This is a genomic window from Amycolatopsis australiensis, from assembly GCF_900119165.1.
In the GTDB taxonomy this organism is placed as follows: Bacteria; Actinomycetota; Actinomycetes; order Mycobacteriales; family Pseudonocardiaceae; genus Amycolatopsis; species Amycolatopsis australiensis.
Genome location: NZ_FPJG01000006.1, coordinates 5,651,924 through 5,669,643, shown reverse-complemented (window position 1 = coordinate 5,669,643; position 17,720 = coordinate 5,651,924). Strand labels below are relative to the sequence as shown.

General features: G+C 72.9%; 16 protein-coding genes. 5 read left to right on the top strand and 11 right to left on the bottom strand.

What is annotated here, in order from left to right:
• Positions 1–20: 20 nt before the first annotated feature.
• On the bottom strand, positions 21–1,457 hold the full coding sequence (locus BT341_RS27795) for an aldehyde dehydrogenase family protein (protein ID WP_072479079.1): 1,437 nt from the start codon (positions 1,455–1,457) through the stop codon (positions 21–23).
• Positions 1,458–1,595: 138 nt separating this feature from the next.
• Between BT341_RS27795 and BT341_RS27790 the strand changes: the two genes are divergently transcribed.
• Positions 1,596–3,038: a GMC family oxidoreductase gene (locus BT341_RS27790; protein ID WP_072479078.1), complete on the top strand. Its 1,443-nt coding sequence runs from the start codon at positions 1,596–1,598 to the stop codon at positions 3,036–3,038.
• Here BT341_RS27790 and BT341_RS27785 read toward each other — a convergent pair.
• Genes BT341_RS27785 through BT341_RS27775 form a run of 3 tightly spaced genes read right to left on the bottom strand, consistent with a single transcriptional unit; the run spans position 3,022 to position 5,932 of the window.
• Positions 3,022–3,873 carry an alpha/beta hydrolase gene (locus tag BT341_RS27785; RefSeq protein WP_245805122.1) on the bottom strand — a complete coding sequence of 284 codons (852 nt, stop codon included), beginning with the start codon at positions 3,871–3,873 and terminating at the stop codon, positions 3,022–3,024. The two genes, BT341_RS27790 and BT341_RS27785, sit on opposite strands and share 17 nt — an antisense overlap.
• Positions 3,870–4,820, bottom strand: a complete 951-nt coding sequence (locus tag BT341_RS27780; protein ID WP_072479077.1) for an aldo/keto reductase — start codon at positions 4,818–4,820, stop codon at positions 3,870–3,872. The genes BT341_RS27785 and BT341_RS27780 overlap by 4 nt, the downstream gene beginning before the upstream one ends.
• A complete protein-coding gene (locus tag BT341_RS27775; RefSeq protein WP_143168943.1) occupies positions 4,817–5,932 on the bottom strand; it encodes a zinc-binding dehydrogenase in 1,116 nt (371 codons plus the stop codon). Before BT341_RS27775 ends, BT341_RS27780 begins: the two co-directional genes overlap by 4 nt.
• 23 nt (positions 5,933–5,955) lie before the next feature.
• On the opposite strand from BT341_RS27775, the gene BT341_RS27770 reads away from it, so the two are divergent.
• Positions 5,956–7,278, top strand: a complete 1,323-nt coding sequence (locus BT341_RS27770) for an amidohydrolase (protein WP_245805121.1) — start codon at positions 5,956–5,958, stop codon at positions 7,276–7,278.
• On the opposite strand, the gene BT341_RS27765 is transcribed toward BT341_RS27770, so the two are convergent.
• Positions 7,279–8,013 carry an SDR family NAD(P)-dependent oxidoreductase gene (locus BT341_RS27765; protein WP_072482216.1) on the bottom strand — a complete coding sequence of 245 codons (735 nt, stop codon included), beginning with the start codon at positions 8,011–8,013 and terminating at the stop codon, positions 7,279–7,281.
• A gap of 45 nt (positions 8,014–8,058) precedes the next feature.
• Here BT341_RS27765 and BT341_RS27760 point away from each other — a divergent pair, with 45 nt between their 5' ends.
• Positions 8,059–8,979, top strand: coding sequence for an aldo/keto reductase (locus BT341_RS27760; RefSeq protein ID WP_281256009.1), 921 nt, complete (start codon positions 8,059–8,061; stop codon positions 8,977–8,979).
• Positions 8,980–9,018: 39 nt separating this feature from the next.
• Here the strand turns inward: BT341_RS27760 and BT341_RS27755 are convergent, their stop codons facing one another.
• The 5 genes from BT341_RS27755 to BT341_RS27735 are packed head-to-tail and all read right to left on the bottom strand — an operon-like array spanning position 9,019 to position 14,916.
• The gene (locus tag BT341_RS27755; protein WP_425426401.1) at positions 9,019–9,747 is read right to left on the bottom strand and encodes an alpha/beta fold hydrolase; all 729 of its coding nucleotides are present in this window, start codon (positions 9,745–9,747) and stop codon (positions 9,019–9,021) included.
• Between the two features lie 12 nt (positions 9,748–9,759).
• Positions 9,760–10,665 carry an ABC transporter permease gene (locus BT341_RS27750; protein WP_072479074.1) on the bottom strand — a complete coding sequence of 302 codons (906 nt, stop codon included), beginning with the start codon at positions 10,663–10,665 and terminating at the stop codon, positions 9,760–9,762.
• On the bottom strand, positions 10,662–11,606 hold the full coding sequence (locus BT341_RS27745) for an ABC transporter permease (RefSeq protein ID WP_072479073.1): 945 nt from the start codon (positions 11,604–11,606) through the stop codon (positions 10,662–10,664). The genes BT341_RS27750 and BT341_RS27745 overlap by 4 nt, the downstream gene beginning before the upstream one ends.
• Positions 11,603–13,183, bottom strand: a complete 1,581-nt coding sequence (locus BT341_RS27740; protein WP_072479072.1) for an ABC transporter substrate-binding protein — start codon at positions 13,181–13,183, stop codon at positions 11,603–11,605. Before BT341_RS27740 ends, BT341_RS27745 begins: the two co-directional genes overlap by 4 nt.
• Entirely contained in the window at positions 13,180–14,916 is a 1,737-nt protein-coding gene (locus BT341_RS27735; RefSeq protein ID WP_072479071.1) for a dipeptide ABC transporter ATP-binding protein, read from the bottom strand. The genes BT341_RS27740 and BT341_RS27735 overlap by 4 nt, the downstream gene beginning before the upstream one ends.
• A gap of 227 nt (positions 14,917–15,143) precedes the next feature.
• Between BT341_RS27735 and BT341_RS27730 the strand changes: the two genes are divergently transcribed.
• Entirely contained in the window at positions 15,144–16,118 is a 975-nt protein-coding gene (locus BT341_RS27730) for a methyltransferase domain-containing protein (RefSeq protein WP_072479070.1), read from the top strand.
• Positions 16,115–17,050, top strand: coding sequence for an alpha/beta hydrolase (locus tag BT341_RS27725; protein ID WP_084743010.1), 936 nt, complete (start codon positions 16,115–16,117; stop codon positions 17,048–17,050). The genes BT341_RS27730 and BT341_RS27725 overlap by 4 nt, the downstream gene beginning before the upstream one ends.
• 2 nt (positions 17,051–17,052) lie before the next feature.
• On the opposite strand, the gene BT341_RS27720 is transcribed toward BT341_RS27725, so the two are convergent.
• Positions 17,053–17,640 (bottom strand): TetR/AcrR family transcriptional regulator, encoded by a 588-nt coding sequence (locus BT341_RS27720; RefSeq protein WP_072479069.1) that lies wholly within the window; start codon positions 17,638–17,640, stop codon positions 17,053–17,055.
• Between the last annotated feature and the right edge of the window lie 80 nt (positions 17,641–17,720).

Here is a 17,720-nt window from a genome sequence, read left to right as displayed (position 1 = left end):
TGGTGCGGGGATACCCCCGTTCAGTAGCCGTAGTGCAGCCACACGGACTTGGTCTCGGTGTAGGCGTCGAGCGCCCACGGGCCCATCTCGCGGCCCCAGCCCGACGCCTTGTACCCGCCCCACGGCGCGGCCATGTCGGGGATCGGCGGCATGTTGACGAACACCGCGCCGGCCCGGATGCCGTCGGCGTAGCGCTGCGCGGTGCGGATGTCGCGGGTCCAGATCGTCGCGGCCAGGCCGTATTCGGTGTCGTTGGCGCGGCCGAGCAGCTCGTCGCCGTCGTCGTAGGCGGTCACCGCCAGGACCGGCCCGAAGATCTCCTCGCGCATGATGGCCATGTCGTCGCGGACGCCGGCGAACAGCGTCGGGGTGTAGAAGTAGCCGTCGCCGTCGACCGGGCGGCCGCCGGTGACCAGGTCGGCGCCCTGGTCGCGGCCGGTGCTCACGAGGAAGTCCACGTGCTCGCGGTGCTTTTCCGACACGAGCGGCCCGAGCTGGGTGGTCTCGTCGACGCCCGGGCCGAGCCGCAGCCCGTCGAGCCCGCGGGCCAGCTTGTCGACGAACTCCTGCTCGCGCTGGCGGTCGACGTAGAAGCGCGTGTAGGCGGCGCAGACCTGGCCGGTGTTGAGCGTCGCCCCGGCGAGGTTGCCCGCGACGGCGGCGTCGATGTCGGCGTCGGCCGCGATGATGCTCGGGGCCTTGCCGCCCAGCTCCAGGGTGAGCCGCTTGAGGTTGGAGCCCGCGCTCGCCGCGGTGATCAGCTTCCCGACCGCCGTGGACCCGGTGTAGGACAGGTGGTCGACGTCCGGGTGCGCGCTGAGCATCGCCCCGACCGCGCCGTCCCCGGTGACGAGGTTGACCACGCCCGCCGGGATCCCGGCTTCGTGGGCCAGCTCGACCAGCCGGATGCTCGTCAGCGGCGTGACCTCGCTGGGCTTGATCACCACGGTGTTGCCGGTGGCCAGCGCCGGGGCGAGCTTCCACGCCAGGATCATCAGCGGGAAGTTCCACGGCGTGATCAGCGCGTTCACCCCGACCGGCTCGCGGCGGGTGTAGTGCAGCGTGTCCGGGAAGGACACCGGGTTCGTGGTGCCCTGCAGCTTGGTCACCCAGCCCGCGAAGTACCGGAAGTGCTCGGCCGCGCCGGTCACGCTCACCTGGCGGGACACGCCGATCGGCTGACCCTGGTCGAGCGTTTCCAGCCGGGCCAGCTCTTCGTGGTGCTCGTCGACCAGGGCGGCGAGGCGGAACAGCAGCGCGGCCCGCCGGACCGGGAGCAGCCCGGCCCACTCGGGCGCCGTCAGCGCGCGCCGGGCGGCCGCGACGGCGGCGTCGACGTCGGCCCGCGACGCCGTGCCGACTTCTTCGAGCACGCGGCCGGTGGCCGGGTCGCGCGTCGGGATCGTCCCGCCACCGGCCTCGGTCCACTGTCCGTCGATGCACAGGCGTGTCGCCATCCCGGGTTCCTCCTCGGCGTTCGGTGCGCCGAGTATCGGCGGCCGGGCGGCCGCGGGTCTTGTCCGCTCCCGCATGCCCGTTGACCGACGGCGAAGGGATGCACCGCGTCCGGCGGGCCACGCTCCACGCTGGGACGCATGGACGTGATCGTGGTGGGTGCCGGCTCGGCCGGCTCGGTGGTGGCCCGGCGGCTGGTGGACGCGGGCGCGGCGGTGACACTCCTGGAAGCGGGCGGTCCCGACGGGAACCCGGCCATCCACGACCCCGCGCGGGCGGGAGAGCTGTGGCACGGCCCGGAGGACTGGGACCTGTACACGGTTCCGCAGCCGCACGCGGCGAACCGGCGGCTGCACCTGCCGCGCGGCAAGGTCCTCGGCGGGTCGCACGCGCTGAACGCGATGATCTGGGTCCGCGGCGCGCCCGCGGACTACGACGGCTGGGGCCTGCCCGGCTGGAGGTGGGCCGACGTCGTGCCGGTGTTCGAGCGGATCGAGAAGGATCTCCTCGACATCGTCCCGAACGAGCCGCTGCACCCGGTCCAGCAGTCCGTTGTGGACGCCTGCGTGGAGACCGGCCTGGCGGTCAACCCGGATTACAACGCGGGTGTCCTGGACGGGGTGTCCGTCCAGCGGATCACCCTGCGCGGCAACCGGCGGTTGAACACCTGGCACGCCTACGGGCTTCCGGTCGCCACGCGGATGACCGTCCACACGGGAGCGTTCGTGCACCGGCTGCGGTTCTCCGGCACCCGGGCGACCGGGGTCGTCGCGGAGATCGGCGGCGAAGTCCGGGAGCTGGCGGCGGACCTCGTCGTGCTCGCGGCGGGCGCGCTGGCCTCGCCCGCGATCCTGTTGCGCAGCGGCGTCGGCCCGGCGGGCGAGCTGCGGGCGCTCGGCGTCGACGTCGTGGCGGACCTGCCCGGGGTGGGCCGCAACCTGCACGATCACCTGCTCTCCCCGGTGATCTTCACGACGGACCACCCGGTCGAGCCGCCGTCGGCGGGGCGGTCGGTCACGCAGGTCCACTGGTTCTGGCGCAGCCGCCCGGATCTCGCGGTGCCGGACACGCAGCCGATCTGCTTCAGCGTCCCGATGTACGAGCCGTGGATGTCCGGGCCGGCGGCCGGGTTCTCGCTGATGGCCGGGATGGTGACGCCCGAGAGCCGCGGCAGCCTCCGGCTGTCCGGGCCCGCGCCGGACGACCCGCCGCTGATCGATCTCGGCGCGTTGTCGGCGCCGCCGGACTTCGCGAGCCTGCTGGCGTCGGTGGAGCAGTGCCTCCAGGTCGGCCGGGCGCCGGCCCTGGCCGCGGAGTGGGGCGCGCGCCCGCGGTACCCGGGGCCGGGCGACGACCTCCGCGAGTACGTGCGCCGGACGGCCATCACCTACCACCACCAGGTCGGCACGTGCCGCATGGGCACCGACGCCGCCGCGGTCGTGGACCCGGCGCTGGCGGTGCACGGGCTCGACGGGCTCGTGGTCGCGGACGCGTCGGTGCTGCCGCGGGTGACGACCGGCAACACCAACGCGCCCGCGGTGCTGGTGGGGGAGCAGGCGGCGAAGTTCATCCTCGGCCGCTGAGCAGCCGGCGCAGCCAGGACGAGCGAGCCGCCAGTGCCGCGCGCGTCACCTCGGTGTCCGGGGCGAACCGGTCGAAGCCGTGGTGCGCGTCCGCCCAGACGTGCAGCTCGGTGGGGACGCCCGCCCGCGCCAGCCGCTGCGCGTATGCGACGTCCTCGTCGCGGAACAGCTCCGCGCCGCCGACCTCGACGAAGGCCGGCGGCAGCCGGGTGAGGTCGGCCATCCGCGCGGGGGCGGCGTACGGCGAGGTCTGTCCGGCCAGCAGGCTCCGCCAGCCGAAGTCGTTGGCCGCGCGCGTCCACACCGCGTCCGGGACCTCGTGCGCGGTCCGGTCGTCCAGCATCGGGCACAGCAGCAGCTGCCCGGCGAGCGCGGGGCCGCCCCGGTCGCGGGCGAGCAGGGCCACGCCGGCGGCGAGCCCGCCGCCCGCGCTGCCGCCGCCGACGACCAGCCGGTCGAACCGGAACGTCTCCGCGAACCAGCGCAGACCGGCGTAGCAGTCCTCCAGCGGCGCCGGGTGCGGGTGCTCGGGGGCGAGCCGGTACTCGACGGTCGCGGCGACGAACCCGAACTCCTCGATCAAGGCGACGAGCCGCGGCAGGTCGGCGAAGCGGTCGTCCATGACCATCCCGCCGCCGTGGATGCTGTAGAGCCCGGGCGCGCCGGGCCGCGGCTGCCGCGGCCGGAGGACCGTGACGACCACGCCGTCGCCGAGCCGGTGATCGGACCAGGCGATGTCGCGGTCACCGATCGCCTCGGCGGGCGTGAGGTTCCCCGCGCGAACCGCGGCGCGGATCGCGGGCAGCGTCTCGGCGGACAGCTCGGGGGAGGTCACGGGCCCTCCGGATCGACGGCGTCGCGGTCGGCCCAGAACGGCTCCGCCAAAGCCCTCAGTTCGGCCGCGCCCACCCGCTCCACCACCGCGACGGCCGCCAGGTTCTCCTCGAGCTGGCCGGTACTCGTCGCGCCGAACAACGTCGTCGTGTTCGCCGGGTGGGTCAGCGTGAACGCCAGGCACAGCTGCGCGGGCGTCGCCCCGATGCGCTCGGCCGCCTTCGCGAGGTCCGCGGCCGAGTCCGCGATCCGCTGCCGGACGCCGCCCGGGTCGCGGCCGACCTGGCGGCCGCCCTTGCCGAGCAGCACACCGCCTTCGAACACGTCCGACGACTGCAGCGACACGCCCAGCTCGCCGAACACCGCGGCGAACGGCGGGCCGTCCGGAATGGACCGCCGCGCCACGCTGTACTTCAGCTGCGCGATCGCCGGGCCGGGCACGCCGTCCGCGGCCGCGAAGCCGTGGACCGCGCGGATCGCCGAAGCGGACCAGTTGTTGACGCCCCACTGCCGGATCAGGCCGGCTTCCCGCAGCGCGGCCAGGTCGGTGACCAGGGCGTGGAGGTCGGTGTCGTCGCGGCGGAGGTCGCCGAGGATCACCAGGTCGGCGTGCGCGACGCCGGCGCGGAACAGCGCGTTTTCCAGCTGCGCGCGCAGGCTCTGGTCCGGGTAGCCCTCCAGCCACAGTTTCGCCGACAGCAGGTAGTCCTCGCGCGCGAGGCCCGCCGCGCGGACCATGGCCGAGAACAGCACGTCGGTGAACACCGGCGGGCTGCCGGGGAAGCCGTACACGCCGACGTCGAACAGCGTGATGCCGGCGTCCACGGCGGTGCGCAGCAGCCGCACCGCCTCGCGGAAGTCCATCCGGTCGTAGGTGTGCCACGAGCCGAGGGACAGGACCCCGGTGCGGGGACCGTCGCGGCCGATGCGGCGCTGGGGGATCGTCACGGGAGCTCCAGGGGCAGTCGGGGGTCGATGACGGCTTTGAGCTCGCCGAGCCGGGACATCGACTCGACGGCGGCGGACGCGCCGGCCAGCCCGACCGGCGGGCTGAACAGCTCCGCCCAGGGCATCCGGCCGGCGAAGGCGCGGAAGAACTCCACCGAGCGGTGGTAGTCGGCGATGTCGCCGTTGAGCGAGCCGGTGATGGTCAGTTCCTTGCCCATCACCGTGCCCAGCGGCACGGGCGAGGGGGCAGGCCCGGTCGAGCCGACGATCGCGACCGTCCCGCACTGGGCGGCGAAGGCGACGGCCTCCGCGCCTACGGTCGGGCCGCCCGCGAAGTCGAAGACGTGGTCGGCGCCGCGGCCGCCGGTCAGTTCTTGCACGCGCGCCACTCGTTCGTCCGGAGTGGACTCGACGGAGACGGTCGCCGTCGCCCCGAACCGTTCGGCCACCCGCAACCGGCTCTCGGGACCGCCGACGGTGATCACCACGCCGGCGCCGCAGAGCCGGGCGACGGCCGTGGCGAACACGCCGAGCGCGCCCGCGCCCTGGACGACGACTGTCGCGTTCGGACGGATGCCGCCGCAGCGCGCCACCGCCCGCAGCACGGTCTTGCCCGCGCAGCCGGACATCGACGCCCAGGTGTCCTCGACGTCGCCGGGCAGCAGGAGCTTGGCCGCGCCCGGCGTGACGTAGCAGTGCCGGGCGAGCCCGCCGGTGGCGTAGGGGAACCGGTCGGCGCGCTGCCGGAACCCGTAGCCGCGGTGCTCGCAGGCCACCGGCTCCCGGAGGACCGTGCAGCCGAAGCACCGGCCGCACGTGGACTCCGACCAGCCGATGCGGTCGCCGGGCCGGATTTCGCGGCCGAGCGTGTCAGTGGTGCCGGACCCGGTGGCCAGCACCTCGCCGACCATTTCGTGGCCCAGCACCATCGGCAGCATGCCCGGCAGGCTCATCTCGCCGGACCAGAGGTGGACGTCGGTGCCGCACAACGTGGTGCACGTGAGCCGGACGAGGGCGGCGCCGGGTTCCAGCTCGGCCGGGAGCGGGAGCTCGCGCAGTTCGAGGGGAGCGTGGTGGCCGGTGAGGACGGCGGCCTCCGTGTGGGTGGGCAGAGCCATCTTTTTAGTCTACAGTCGTGGAAGAAAAAGTCCAGGGCCGGGAGGAAACCATGACGGCACAACGGATCCGCCCGGCGGACCTGGTGGTCCACGGCGGCACGGTCCGCACCTTCGACGCCGAGGACACGGTCGCCGACGGGCTCGCCGTGCGGGACGGCCGCGTCGTCGCGGCGGGCGCGGTCGCCGGCCACATCGGACCGGACACCGAGGTGCTCGACCTGGCCGGGCGCACGGTGCTGCCCGGCATCAACGACGCGCACCTGCACGCGACCTGGCTCGGCGCGCGCTGGCCGCACCCGCTGCTCGGCGCACCGCACGAAGAAACCCCGGTGGTGACGGCCGGCGACCGCCGGTCGGCGATCCTGCGCGCCGGGGACGTCTGCGCGTCGCTCGGTATCACCAGCTACACCGAGCCCGGGCTCGGCCCCGGCGAAACCGGTTGCTTCGCCGCGGAAGTCGTCGACGAGTACGCGGCTCTCCACCGGGAAGGCCTGCTGCGCGCTCGGGTGACGGTCCTGCGGCTGTTCGGCCTCCTCGACGGCCCCAGCGCGCTGCCGGACTTCGCGAGCGGCCTCGCGACACCCGTGCCGGCGGCCGATCCGGAGTGGCTGGCGGTCACGGGCGTCAAGATCTTCGCCGACGGGATCCCGCCGATGCGCACGGCCTGGACGCACCACTGCTACGCCGACGGCAGCCACGGCGCCCTGCTCGTCGACGGCCCCGACGACGACACCCGCGCGGTCAACCTGGCGGCGATGATCACGCTGGCCCACGAAGCCGGCCTGGTGGTCGGCGTGCACGCCACGGGCGAGCGCAGCATCGAAGCCGCGCTCGGCCACCTGCGGGAAGGCGACCACCTCGTGCACGGCGACCTCGTCACGCCGGCGCAGCTGCGGCGGATGGCCGGCCGCGGGGTCGGCCTCACCACCCAGCCCGCGATCGCGACGGCGATGCGGCCGATGGTCGCCACGGCGCTCGGTGACGAAGTCGCCGCGAAAGCGTGGCCGCTGCGGCAGATCCTCGACGCCGGCGTGCGGCTGACGTTGAGCAGCGACGCGCCGGTCGTCACGCCCGACTGGCGGATCCACCTCGCCGCCGCCGGGGAGCTGCTCGGCGCCCGCGGTGTCACGCCCGAGCTGACCGCGCGGCTGCTTCGCTGCTACACGACCGAAGCCGCCGCGCAGGACGGCTCCGCGACCTGGAAGGGTTCCTTGGCGCCGGGCATGGCCGCCGACTTCTGCGTCCTGGCGGACGATCCGCTCGGCGTCGCCCTCGCCGACCTGCCGTCGGTCGCGGTCGAGCTGACCGTGACCGGCGGCCGGATCGTCCACAAGGGATAGTCAGGTGAGCAGCTGGCCGCCGTCCACCGCCAGGCTCACGCCGGTGATGTGCCCGGCGGCCGGCGAGGCCAGGAAGACCACCGCCGGCACGACGTCGCCGACGGTGGCGATCCGGCCCAGCGGGATCCTGGCCTCCCACGCCGCCCGGGCCGCCGGGTCGGCCGCGAAGCCCGCGGTCATCGGGGTGAGCACCGGTCCGGGCGCGACGGCGTTGACCCGGATCCCGTGCGGTGCCAGCTCTATGGCGGCCGAGCGGGTCAGCGCGTCGACCGCCGCCTTCGTCGCTTCGTAGTGCCCGAGCCCGGGCGTCGGCTGCCGGGCGCCGATCGACGACACGTTGACGATGGCGCCTCGCGTGCCCGCCGCGGCCATGTGCGCGCCCACGGCCCGGGTCATCAGGAACGTCCCCCGGAGGTTGACCCGCACGCAGCGGTCGAACACGTCGAGGCCGAGTTCGGTCAGCGGGCCGCCGCCCCCGGCGAGCCCGGCGTTGTTGACCAGCACGTCGACCGGCCCGAACCGGCTCGTGACGAGTTCGAGCGCGGCGTCGACCGAAGCCGGGTCCGCGATGTCGGCTTCGACGTGCGCGGCCCCGAGTTCGCGGCCGGCGTCGTGCGCGGCCCGCGCGTCCACGTCGGCCACGACCACCCGGTCGCCCGCCGCGACCAATGCCTCGGCGACGCCCCGGCCGATTCCGCTCGCCCCGCCGGTCACCACCACGATCCGTGTTTTCATTCTACAATCGTAGATGAAAGATATGCTGCGGCGAAAGGAAAACCCGTGCTCGGAAAATCGGCCTTCGGCCTCGGCTCGTGGAACACCTGGGACCGGATGGCCTTCGACGACGCCGTCCGGCTGCTGAAGACGGCGGTCGGCGCCGGGGTCACGCTGTTCGACGTCGCCCACTACGACTTCGGCCCGCACGCGGAGAACTCGCGCACCGACGTCATCTTCGGGGAAGCGGTGCGGGCGGCCGGGATCGCGCGCGAGGACTACGTGCTCTGCGGGAAACTCTGGCTCTGGGACTACCCGCGCCGCGGGTTCGCCGAGCAGCTCGAGACGTCGCTGGGCCGGATCGGCACCGGCCACGCGGACCTCGTCGTCGTGGGCGACTACCGGCAGCGCCCGGACGTCCGGCAGGTCGTCACCGATGTCGCCGCGCAGATCGACGCCGGGCGGATCGGCGGCTGGGGCGTGAACAACTGGCTCGCCGCCGACCTCGGCCTCGCGCTGGAATTCGCCGACCGGGAGGACCTGCCGGGCCCGGAGTTCGCGCAGCTGAAGTACTCGATCGCCCGCCGTTCGATGGCCGAAGGCGCACCCTACGGGACACACTTCGCGAGCGGACGGCTGGCCTTGCAGGCCTCCGACGTCTTCGAAGGCGGCGTCCTGCTGGGCAACCCGGCCCCGGCCCGCAAGATCGGCGCGGACGTCGGCGGCATCCGCTCGTCCATAGTGGACGCTGCCGCGGAGGTCGCCCGCGTCGCGGCCGGCTTCGGGGCCACGCCGGCCCAGCTGGCCCTGGCGTTCTGCCTGGCGTACGAGCCGGTGGTGAACGTCCTGTTCGGCGTGAGCCGCCCCGCGCAGCTGGCCGACAACCTCGGCGCACTGGAGCTGGCCCGGCACCACGGCCCCGAGATCCGCGCCGCGCTCGACCACCTCTGGCTGGACCGCGACGTCGACCCCGACGGCTCCTGGTGACCCCGTCGTGAGTGAGAAACAGGGTTTTGACCCTGTTTCTCACTCACGACCCGCGCCGAGGAAAGCCAGGGCGGCGGTGCGGAAGGAGGCGCCGCGCAGTGCGCCGCCGTGGTCGCCGGGGACCAGGACGAGGTCGCTGCCCGGGACCAGCGGCACCAGGGTCTCGATCCCGGCGCTCACCGGGTCGTCCCGGCCCGCCACGAACCGCGTCGACACGGCGACCGTGCCCGCGCGCGGGACGAACGGTTCCCGCCGCAGGCCCTCGATGCACTGGGCGAGGGCGGCCGGATCGCGGCCGGGCGCGGTGATCATCCGGGCGATCGCCGCCGTCAGCGGGTCGGCCGGGAGCTTGCCGCCGCCCGCGAAGGCCAGCGCGGCCTCGACGTCCACCGCGCCGAACGGCTCGTGCGGGCTGAGCCCGCCCAGCACCAGCCGCCGGACCGGCAGCAGCGCGGGCAGCTCCCACGCCAGCCGGGCGCCCAGCGAGTAGCCGACGACGTCCACTTCGGACACCTCGCCGACCGCGAGGGCCAGCTCGCCGGTGACGGCTTTCGGCGTGGTGCCGGCGAGCACCGGGCTGGAGCCGTGCCCGGGCAGATCGGGCACCAGCACCGGGCGGCCGGCGGCGGTGAGCGCCCCCGGCCAGCCGGTGCTGACCCAGTCGGTGTGCCCGTCGGAGGCGAAGCCGTGCAGCAGCAGCACCGGCGGCCCGGCGGGCGGGCCGGAGGGTGCGAACCGGCGGACGGCGAGGGAGGCCGGGAGCGTCAAGGAGGTCCTTTCTCAGGAGGAACGGCGCAGGCGCTGCAGCTCGCCGAGCGTGCGGGCGCGGGCGTCGACGGCGATCCGCAGCGCGGAGCCGACGAGGTTGAGCAGGAACACGCAGAGCATGATCGTCACGCCCGGCACGACCACCAGCCACGGCGCGACGACGAGGTACGAGCGGCCCTCGGCGATCATGTTGCCCCAGGTCGGGGTGGGCGGGGCGATGCCGAGGCCGAGGAAGCTCAGCGCGCCGTCGACGAGCATCGCGGCCGCGGCCAGGATGACGACCTGCACCAGCGCCAGCGGCAGCACGTTCGGGAACACGTGCACCACCAGGATCTTCCCGCGGCTCATCCCGGACACGCGCGCCGCGCCGATGTACTGCCGTCCGGCGACGCCGAGCACCCGGCTGCGGATGACCCGCGCGGTGAACGGCGTGAAGAGCACGGTCAGCGCGATCAGCTCGGTCCAGATGCTGGCGCCGAGGGAGATGGCCAGCGCCATCGCGAGGATGATCGCCGGGAACGACATCCACGCGTCCATCAGGCGCATCAGCACCGCGTCGGCGGCCCGGTAGAAGCCGCTGACCAGGCCGATCACCATGCCGGAGAACGCCGCGCAGACCGTGATCAGCGCCGAGAGGCCAAGCGACGCCCGGCCGCCGGACACCAGCCGGGCGAGCACGTCGCGGCCGAACGAGTCCGTGCCGAGCGGGTGCGCGGCCGACGGCGGGAGCAGCCGGTGCACCGGGTCGGTCGCGCTGACGCTCGGCAGGAAGAACGGCAGCACGACCACGGCGAGCACGATCAGCCCCAGCAGCACCGAGGCGATCACCAGGGTCCGGTTGCGGCGGAACAGCCGGGCCGCCCGCCGCGGCGGGGGCGCGGCGGTGACCGCGGGCGAATCGGCGACGGCGAGGCTCATGCGACACGCACCTTCGGGTCCAGCAGCGCGTACGACAGGTCGACCAGCAGGTTGACCACGACGAACAGCACCGCGACGAACAACGTCACGCCCTGGATCAGCGGGAAGTCACGGGTCGACACCGCGCCCATGAGCAGGTGGCCCAGCCCCGGCACCACGAAGATCGACTCGATGATCACGATCCCGCCGACCAGCATGGCGAAGTTGCTGCCGAGCTGCGTCACGAGCGGCATCAGCGCGTTCGGCAGGACGTGCTTGAGCATCACCCGCCGTTCGGGCAGGCCCTTGACCCGCGCGGTGCGCAGGTAGGCCAGCGGCAGCTCGCCGAGCACGCTCTCGCGGAGGGTGAGCACGAACAGCGCGGTCTGCCCGATGACCAGCACGGTCACCGGCAGCACCAGGGCGGGCACCGCGGCCACCGGGTCGGTCAGCAGGTCGTGGTAGCCGCTGGAGGGGAACCACCGCAGCGTCACCGAGAAGACCAGGACCAGCACCAGCGAGATCCAGAAGTCCGGCATCGCCATGCCCAGCGAGGACAGCCGGTCGAGTGCCCTGGCCACCGGGTTGCGCGGCGACACCGCCTGCCACGCCGTGATCGCGACCGACAGGAAGAAGCTGATCACGGTGGACAGCACGGCCAGCGTCAGCGTCGGCACGATGTGGCTCGCGACGACGCTCAGCACCGGCTGGTGGTAGGTGATCGACGTCCCGAAGTCGCCGCGCAGCACGTGCCCGGCCCAGGTCAGGTACTGCTGCCACAGCGAGCCGTCGAGGCCCATGCTGGAGCGCAGCGCGGCGACGTCGGCCGGGCGCGCGGTCGGGCCGAGCAGGGCCTGGGCCGGGTCGCCGGGGATCAGCCGGATGACGAAGAACATCATGGTGCCGACGATGACGAGGATGATGACCAGGTCGCGCAGCCGGCGCAGCAGCATCCCGGTCATGCGGCCAGCCAGGAGTTCCAGAAGACGCGGTAGAAGTCGCCGTAGCCCTTCAGCCGCGGGGTGTAGGCCGCGTAGAGCTTGGACTGGCTGAGCGTGATCACCGACAGCTGCTTCCACGTGAAGGCCTGGAGCTTGTCGATGACGGCCTTGGCCTGCCCGGGCGTGGTCGAGGCGTTGAACTCGGCCATCAGCCCGTCCAGCTCGGGCGAGGAGGAGCCGTTGAGCGTGCCGAGGGTGAGCGCGGGCATCTGGGCGGGCGAGGTCAGCGACGAGTCGAAGAACAGCGTCGTGATGTCCCAGCCCCCCGGGTCCTTGGTCAGCGTGCCGAGCATGGTGGCGAAGTCGAACGTGTCGATCTTGGCGCGCAGGCCGATCTTGCCCAGCTCGTCCTGGATGAGCACCGCCCACTTGCCGAACTCGGGGTAGGAGTTGGTGGTGACGATGTGGATCGTCGACCCGGCCGTGATGCCCGCTTCGGCGAGCAGCTGCTGGGCGCGCGCCGGGTCGTGCTGCCGGTAGACGTCCTCACCGGCGGTCGAGTAGGACGCCTTGTTGTCCGGTGAGGCGAACGCGCCGGTCTCGATCGTGAGGTCCTTGCTGCCCCCGGTCGCGGCGTTGATGGCCGGCTTGTCCAGCAGCAGGTTCAGCGCCTGGCGGGCCCGCGGGTCGGCGAACTTCGAGCCGGGGTTGAAGTTGGGGATGACGACGTTCTCGTTGCCGCCGGGCAGGTTGTGCACCACGAGGTTCGGGTTGGCCTTGAGCGTCTCGTACTGGTCGTTGGCCGGCATCGCGTGGTCCCACTGGCCGGTCTGCAGGCCGTTGATGAGCGCGTCCTGGTCGCCGACGATCTTGTAGGTGACCGTGTCGAGGTAGGCGTGCTTGGCGCCGGCCTGACCGCCCCAGTCCTCTTCGGACCGCGACTTGTAGCCGTCGTAGCGCTCCAGCACCAGCTGCTGGCCGATGTCCCAGCTCTTCAGCTTGTACGGCCCGGTGCCGATCGCCTTGTCCTGGCCGAACCCGGTCGCGGGCAGGTCCACGAGGTTCTTCGCCTCGTAGATCTCGGTGCCCGCGCCGGCCAGCTCGTCGATCAGCGGGTAACGCGGCCGCTTGAGCTTGATGCCGACGGTCGCCGGGTCCGGCGCGGTGATGGCGTCGATGTCCGGGGTGACGAGCTGCCCGGTCCGGTGCTTCTTCTGCCAGCGCTGCAGGCTCGCGACGACGTCGTTCGCCGTCAGCGGGTTGCCGTCCTGGAAGGTGACGCCCTGGCGGAGCTTGAAGGTGTAGGTGAGCCGGTCGGGGCTGGTCGTGTAGGTGTCGACCAGCATCGGGCGGGCGACGAAGTGCTGGTCGACCTCGAAGAGCTTCTCGTACATCATGTTGCCGATCTGGGCCGTCACCTGGCCGGGGTTGGCGACCATGTCGAGCGACTGCGGATCGGTGGGGACGGCGACGGTGAGGTTGCCGCCGCGGACCGGCGGTCCGGCGGCGGCACCGGCACCGGGGGCGGCACCGCCCATGCAGCCGGCGAGCAGCGTGGCCGCGGCGGCGAGGGCGGCGAGCAGGGGAGTTCTGGTCATGGGCGCGTCGATCCTGTGTGGGGGAGGGCGGGCAGGTCGGGATTGGCGGCCAGCAGGCGCCGGGTGTAGTCGTGCTTCGGCGCGAGCCGGATTTCGTCGGGTGTCCCGGTCTCGATCAGCTCGCCGCGGTACATCACGCCGACGCGGTCGGCGACCGACAGCACGAGGCTGAGGTTGTGGGTGATGAACAGCAGGCTGAGCGTGCGGGTGCGGCGCAGGTCGAGCAGGAGGTTCATCACCTGGCCCTGCACCGAGACGTCCAGGGCGGAGGTCGGCTCGTCGGCGACGATCAGCTCGGGCCCGGCGGCGATGGCCCGGGCGATGGAGACGCGCTGGCGTTGCCCGCCCGAAAGCTGCGAGGGCAGTTTTCCCGCGGTGCCGGCCGGCAGGCCCACCTCGTCGATCAGGTCGGCCACGCGCCGGTCCAGCTCGGCGCCGCGCAGCGGGGTCAGCTCCTTCAACGGCTCGGCGATGATCCGGGCGGCGGTGTGGCGGGGGTCCAGTGAGCTCTGCGGGTCCTGGAAGATCAGCTGGACGCGCCGGCGGAACGCGCGTTCGCCGCCGGTCAGCCCGGCGGGCGTGATGCCGTGCGGGCCGAACACGACCGTGCCGGACGTCGGCGGCTCGAGCGCGGTCACCAGCCTGCCGAGCGTCGACTTGCCCGAGCCGGACTCGCCGACCAGCCCGAAGAACTCGCCCGGCGCGATCTCGAGGGACACGTCGCGGACCGCCTGCACCCGCCGTCCTTTTCGGCCGTACACTTTGGACACCGACGTGACGGTGACCGGGACGCCCGTGCCGTTCGTCCGCGGGCGCGGCTTCAGCGTCCGGGTTTCGACGGCTTCGGTGGCTTCGCCGGCCATCGCGGCTTCGAGCCGGGCGGGGGAGATGGTCGGGAAGCCGTCCCGGCGGCTGACCCCGAGCTGCGGCACGCACCCGAGCAGTGCCCGCGTGTACGGGTGCTTCGGGCGGGTGAGGACCTCGTCGCGGGAGCCGGCCTCGACCAGGCGGCCGCGGTACATCACCGCGATCCGGTCGGCGACCTGCGCGGCGACACCCATGTCGTGGGTGATGAACACGCACGCCGTGCCGTGGTCGCGGCGGACGCGGTCGAAGAGCGTGAGGATCTCCGCCTGCGTGGTGACGTCGAGCGCGGTCGTCGGCTCGTCGGCGATGAGCAGGTCGGGGTCGGCCATCAGGGCGAGCGCGATCATCACCCGCTGCTGCATGCCACCGGACATCTGGTGCGGGTACAGCCGCAGCACGCGGTCGGTGTCGGTGAGCCCGACCTCGGCCAGCAGCCGGCGCGCCTTGGCCTCGGCCCGCCGGCGCAGCGGGCTGCCGCGCCGGGCCGCCTGGCCGGGGAGGGATCCGGCTTCGCGGTAGGCCTCGACCAGCTGCCCGCCGACCCGGCGGCCGGGGTTCAGGGAGTCGAGGGCCTCCTGGAAGATCATGCCGATCCGGGTGCCGCGGTAGGCGCGCATCGCTTCGGCGGGCAGCCGGGTCACGTCCACGCCGTCGACGGCGATCGTGCCGTGGGTGCGGACCGGGGCGACGAACTCGAGCAGGCGGATGATCGACAGGGCGGTGACGGTCTTGCCGCTGCCGGACTCGCCGACCACGCAGAGCGTCGTGCCTTGCCCGAGATCGAGGGACAGCTCCCGCACGAGTTCCCGCTCCGCGTCGTCAGTGACCACGCCGACGGTCAGGTCCCGGATTTCGAGCAGCGTCATGGATTCCCCTTCCTCGCGCCCGCCGCGACGGGCGGGCCGGACTGCCGGGCACCGGCAGGGGTAGTTCTACGCATGTTGACACTGGCCGGGAGGCGTGTCAATGCTTTTATTCTACGAATGTAGGAAGTTGAAACACGACGGTTTTCCGTTGCTGCGCGTGGGAAATCGGCACTGGACTCTTTTATCTACACATGTAGAGTGTCCGCGTCGAACAGAAGGAGGACGACGTGACGCCCACCCCTGCCACGCCCACCCGGATCGTGGAGACCGCCGTCGGCTACATGGCCGCCCAGCAGCTCTTCGCCGCCAACCGGATCGGCCTGTTCCCCGCGCTGGCGGCCGGCCCGCTCGGCGCGGGCGAGCTGGCCGAGCGTCTCGGCAAGCCCGGGAACATCGTCCGGATCCTCGGGGACACGCTCGCCGCGCTCGGCCTCCTGTCCCGCGTGGACGGTCGATACGCGCTCACCCCCGACACCGCCGCGTACCTCGGCGGAGAAGGTCTGGACCTCAAGCCTTTCCTGATCTTCCTCGAAACCATCAGCTACCCCCACTGGCTCCAGTTCGCCGGCACCGCCGACACCGGCAAACCCGGCGAACTCGACCTCGACGGCGACCGCTGGACCACGTTCCTCGGCGGCGTCATGGTGTATAACGCCCTACACGCCGAGCAATTGGCCCGCGTCTTCGACTTCGGCGGCTACGAAAACCTCCTGGACCTCGGCGGGCTGTCCGCGGAATTCGCGTTGCAGGCCCTGCGGGCCAACGAAGGCCTGCACGCGACGTTCGTCTACGACCCGAGGTCGGTCGAACCGGTGACCGCCGCGGTCGCGGAGTTCGCGAACCGCACCACGGTCGTCGGGGCGCCGACACCGGACGCGGAGCCCGAAGGCCGGTTCGACCTGGTGCTGGTGAACCACGTGGTGCACCGGTTCTCCGCCGGCGAGAACCGGGCGATCCTGCGGCACGCGCGGGCCGCGGCGGCGCCGGGGGCACGGCTGCTGCTGCTCGACTTCTTCCTGGACGAAGACGCCGCGCCGCGCGCGCTGGACGCGCTGCACGCGGGGGAGTACCTGGTCATCGACGGCACGGTGGTGTACCCGGAGGCCGAGGTGCGGGACTGGCTGTCCGGCGCCGGCTGGCGGCAGGTGGACCGGCTGACGCTGCCGGGCTCGCCGCGCGTCCTCGTCGCGGAAGCGGTGTGACCGTGGGTCTCGACCCCGCGGTGCGGGCCCTCCTCGACCAGGCCGCTTCGGCCCCGGCGCCGGCCCGGCCGCCGACGGCGGTGGAGCTGCGTGCGGCCTTCGCGGCTTCCCGCCCGGAGCCCGGCCCGGCGGCGCCGGTCGCCTCGGTGACCGACCACCTCGTTCCCGGCCCCGGCGGCGACCTGCGCGTCCGGCTGTACCTGCCCGACGCGCCGGGCCCGGTGCCGGTGTTCCTGTGGATCCACGGGGGCGGCTGGACGCTCGGCTCGATCGACGAGAACGAGGTCGCGTCCCGCGCGGTGTGCGCGGCGGCGTCGGTGGCGGTCGCGGCCGTCGAGTACCGGCTCGCGCCCGAACACCCCTACCCGGCCGCGCCCGCGGACTGTTACGCGGTGCTCGAATGGCTGGCCGGTGGCGGCGCCGGTCAGGCCGTCATGCCTTCGCGGGTCGCCGTCGGCGGAGAGAGCGCGGGCGGCAACCTGTCCACAGTGGTCTCTTTGCTGGCACGCGACCGCGGCGGGCCGCCGATCGCGGCGCAAGTGCTGATCTGCCCGGTGTTCGGCCATCCCGACGACGGTCACGCGTCCTATGCGGACTTCGCGACCGGCTACGGGATGACGGCCGACGCGATGCGGTTCTTCTTCGCCCAGTACGTCCCGGATCCCGCGCTGCTGGCCGAACCGTACGTGCTGCCGTCACGGGCCAGCGACCTCGCGGGCTTGCCGCCGGCGTTGGTGCTGACGGCGGAGTACGACGTCCTGCGTGACGAAGGCGAGGCCTTCGCCCGGCAGCTGTCCGACGCCGGCGTGGCGGTGGACCTGCACCGGTACGCGGGCCAGATCCACGGGTTCTACGGCCTGTACACGGACCTGCCCGCGTCCGCCCGGTCGCACGCCGAGGTGGCGGCGTACCTGCGGGGGATCTTCGCCTGAGGTCAGGGGCGGGTGAGCCGGTCCAGGAGGGACTCCAGGTGCCGGTGCTGGAGCTCGACCGTGGAGAACTCACCCGCCACCAGGCTCATGACGTTGGCGCCGGCGTTGAGCAGGACGATTTCGTCGACGATCTGCTCGTCCGGCGTCGCGGTGACGATGTCGCCGTCCTCGCGGCCCTCGGCGAGGAAGCGGTGCAGCAGGCCGCGCCATTCGCGGACGTGCTCGAGGTACTTGTCGTGCATGCGCCGGTTGGCCAGCGACATCTGCCAGAAGATGAGCAGCACCCGCCCGGCGACGATGCGCTCTTCGTCGATCGGCATGGACGACACGCAGATCTCCCGCAGGGCGGCGAGCCCGCGCAGGCCGTCGAGGTCGACGTACTGGCGCATCATGTCGAGAGCCCGCTCGTAGGTGGCCGCGATGATGTCTTCCTTGCTGGGGAAGTACAGCTTGAGGGCACCGTTGGCGAACCCGGCGGCGGCGGCGATCTCCCGCATGGTGGCGGCCTCGATCCCGCCCCGCACGATGAGGTCCCAGGTGACGTCGACGATGTCCCTGCGCCGCTGGTCGTGGTCGATGATCTTGGGCACCCGGCACCTCCCGCACTGGTTTCTCTACCAGTGTAGGAGAAAGTGCGCGTGCGGACCGCGCTGGGGCGGCGCTGGCCGAC

Excerpts from the sequence above, each read along its gene's own strand:
- BT341_RS27750 (WP_072479074.1), bottom strand. The coding sequence starts at position 10,665 with ATGAGCCTCGCCGTCGCCGATTCGCCCGCGGTCACCGCCGCGCCCCCG.
- BT341_RS27795 (WP_072479079.1), bottom strand. The coding sequence starts at position 1,457 with ATGGCGACACGCCTGTGCATCGACGGACAGTGGACCGAGGCCGGTGGC.
- BT341_RS27790 (WP_072479078.1), top strand. The coding sequence starts at position 1,596 with ATGGACGTGATCGTGGTGGGTGCCGGCTCGGCCGGCTCGGTGGTGGCC.
- BT341_RS27740 (WP_072479072.1), bottom strand. The coding sequence starts at position 13,183 with ATGACCAGAACTCCCCTGCTCGCCGCCCTCGCCGCCGCGGCCACGCTG.
- BT341_RS27735 (WP_072479071.1), bottom strand. The coding sequence starts at position 14,916 with ATGACGCTGCTCGAAATCCGGGACCTGACCGTCGGCGTGGTCACTGAC.
- BT341_RS27765 (WP_072482216.1), bottom strand. The coding sequence starts at position 8,013 with ATGAAAACACGGATCGTGGTGGTGACCGGCGGGGCGAGCGGAATCGGC.
- BT341_RS27745 (WP_072479073.1), bottom strand. The coding sequence starts at position 11,606 with ATGACCGGGATGCTGCTGCGCCGGCTGCGCGACCTGGTCATCATCCTC.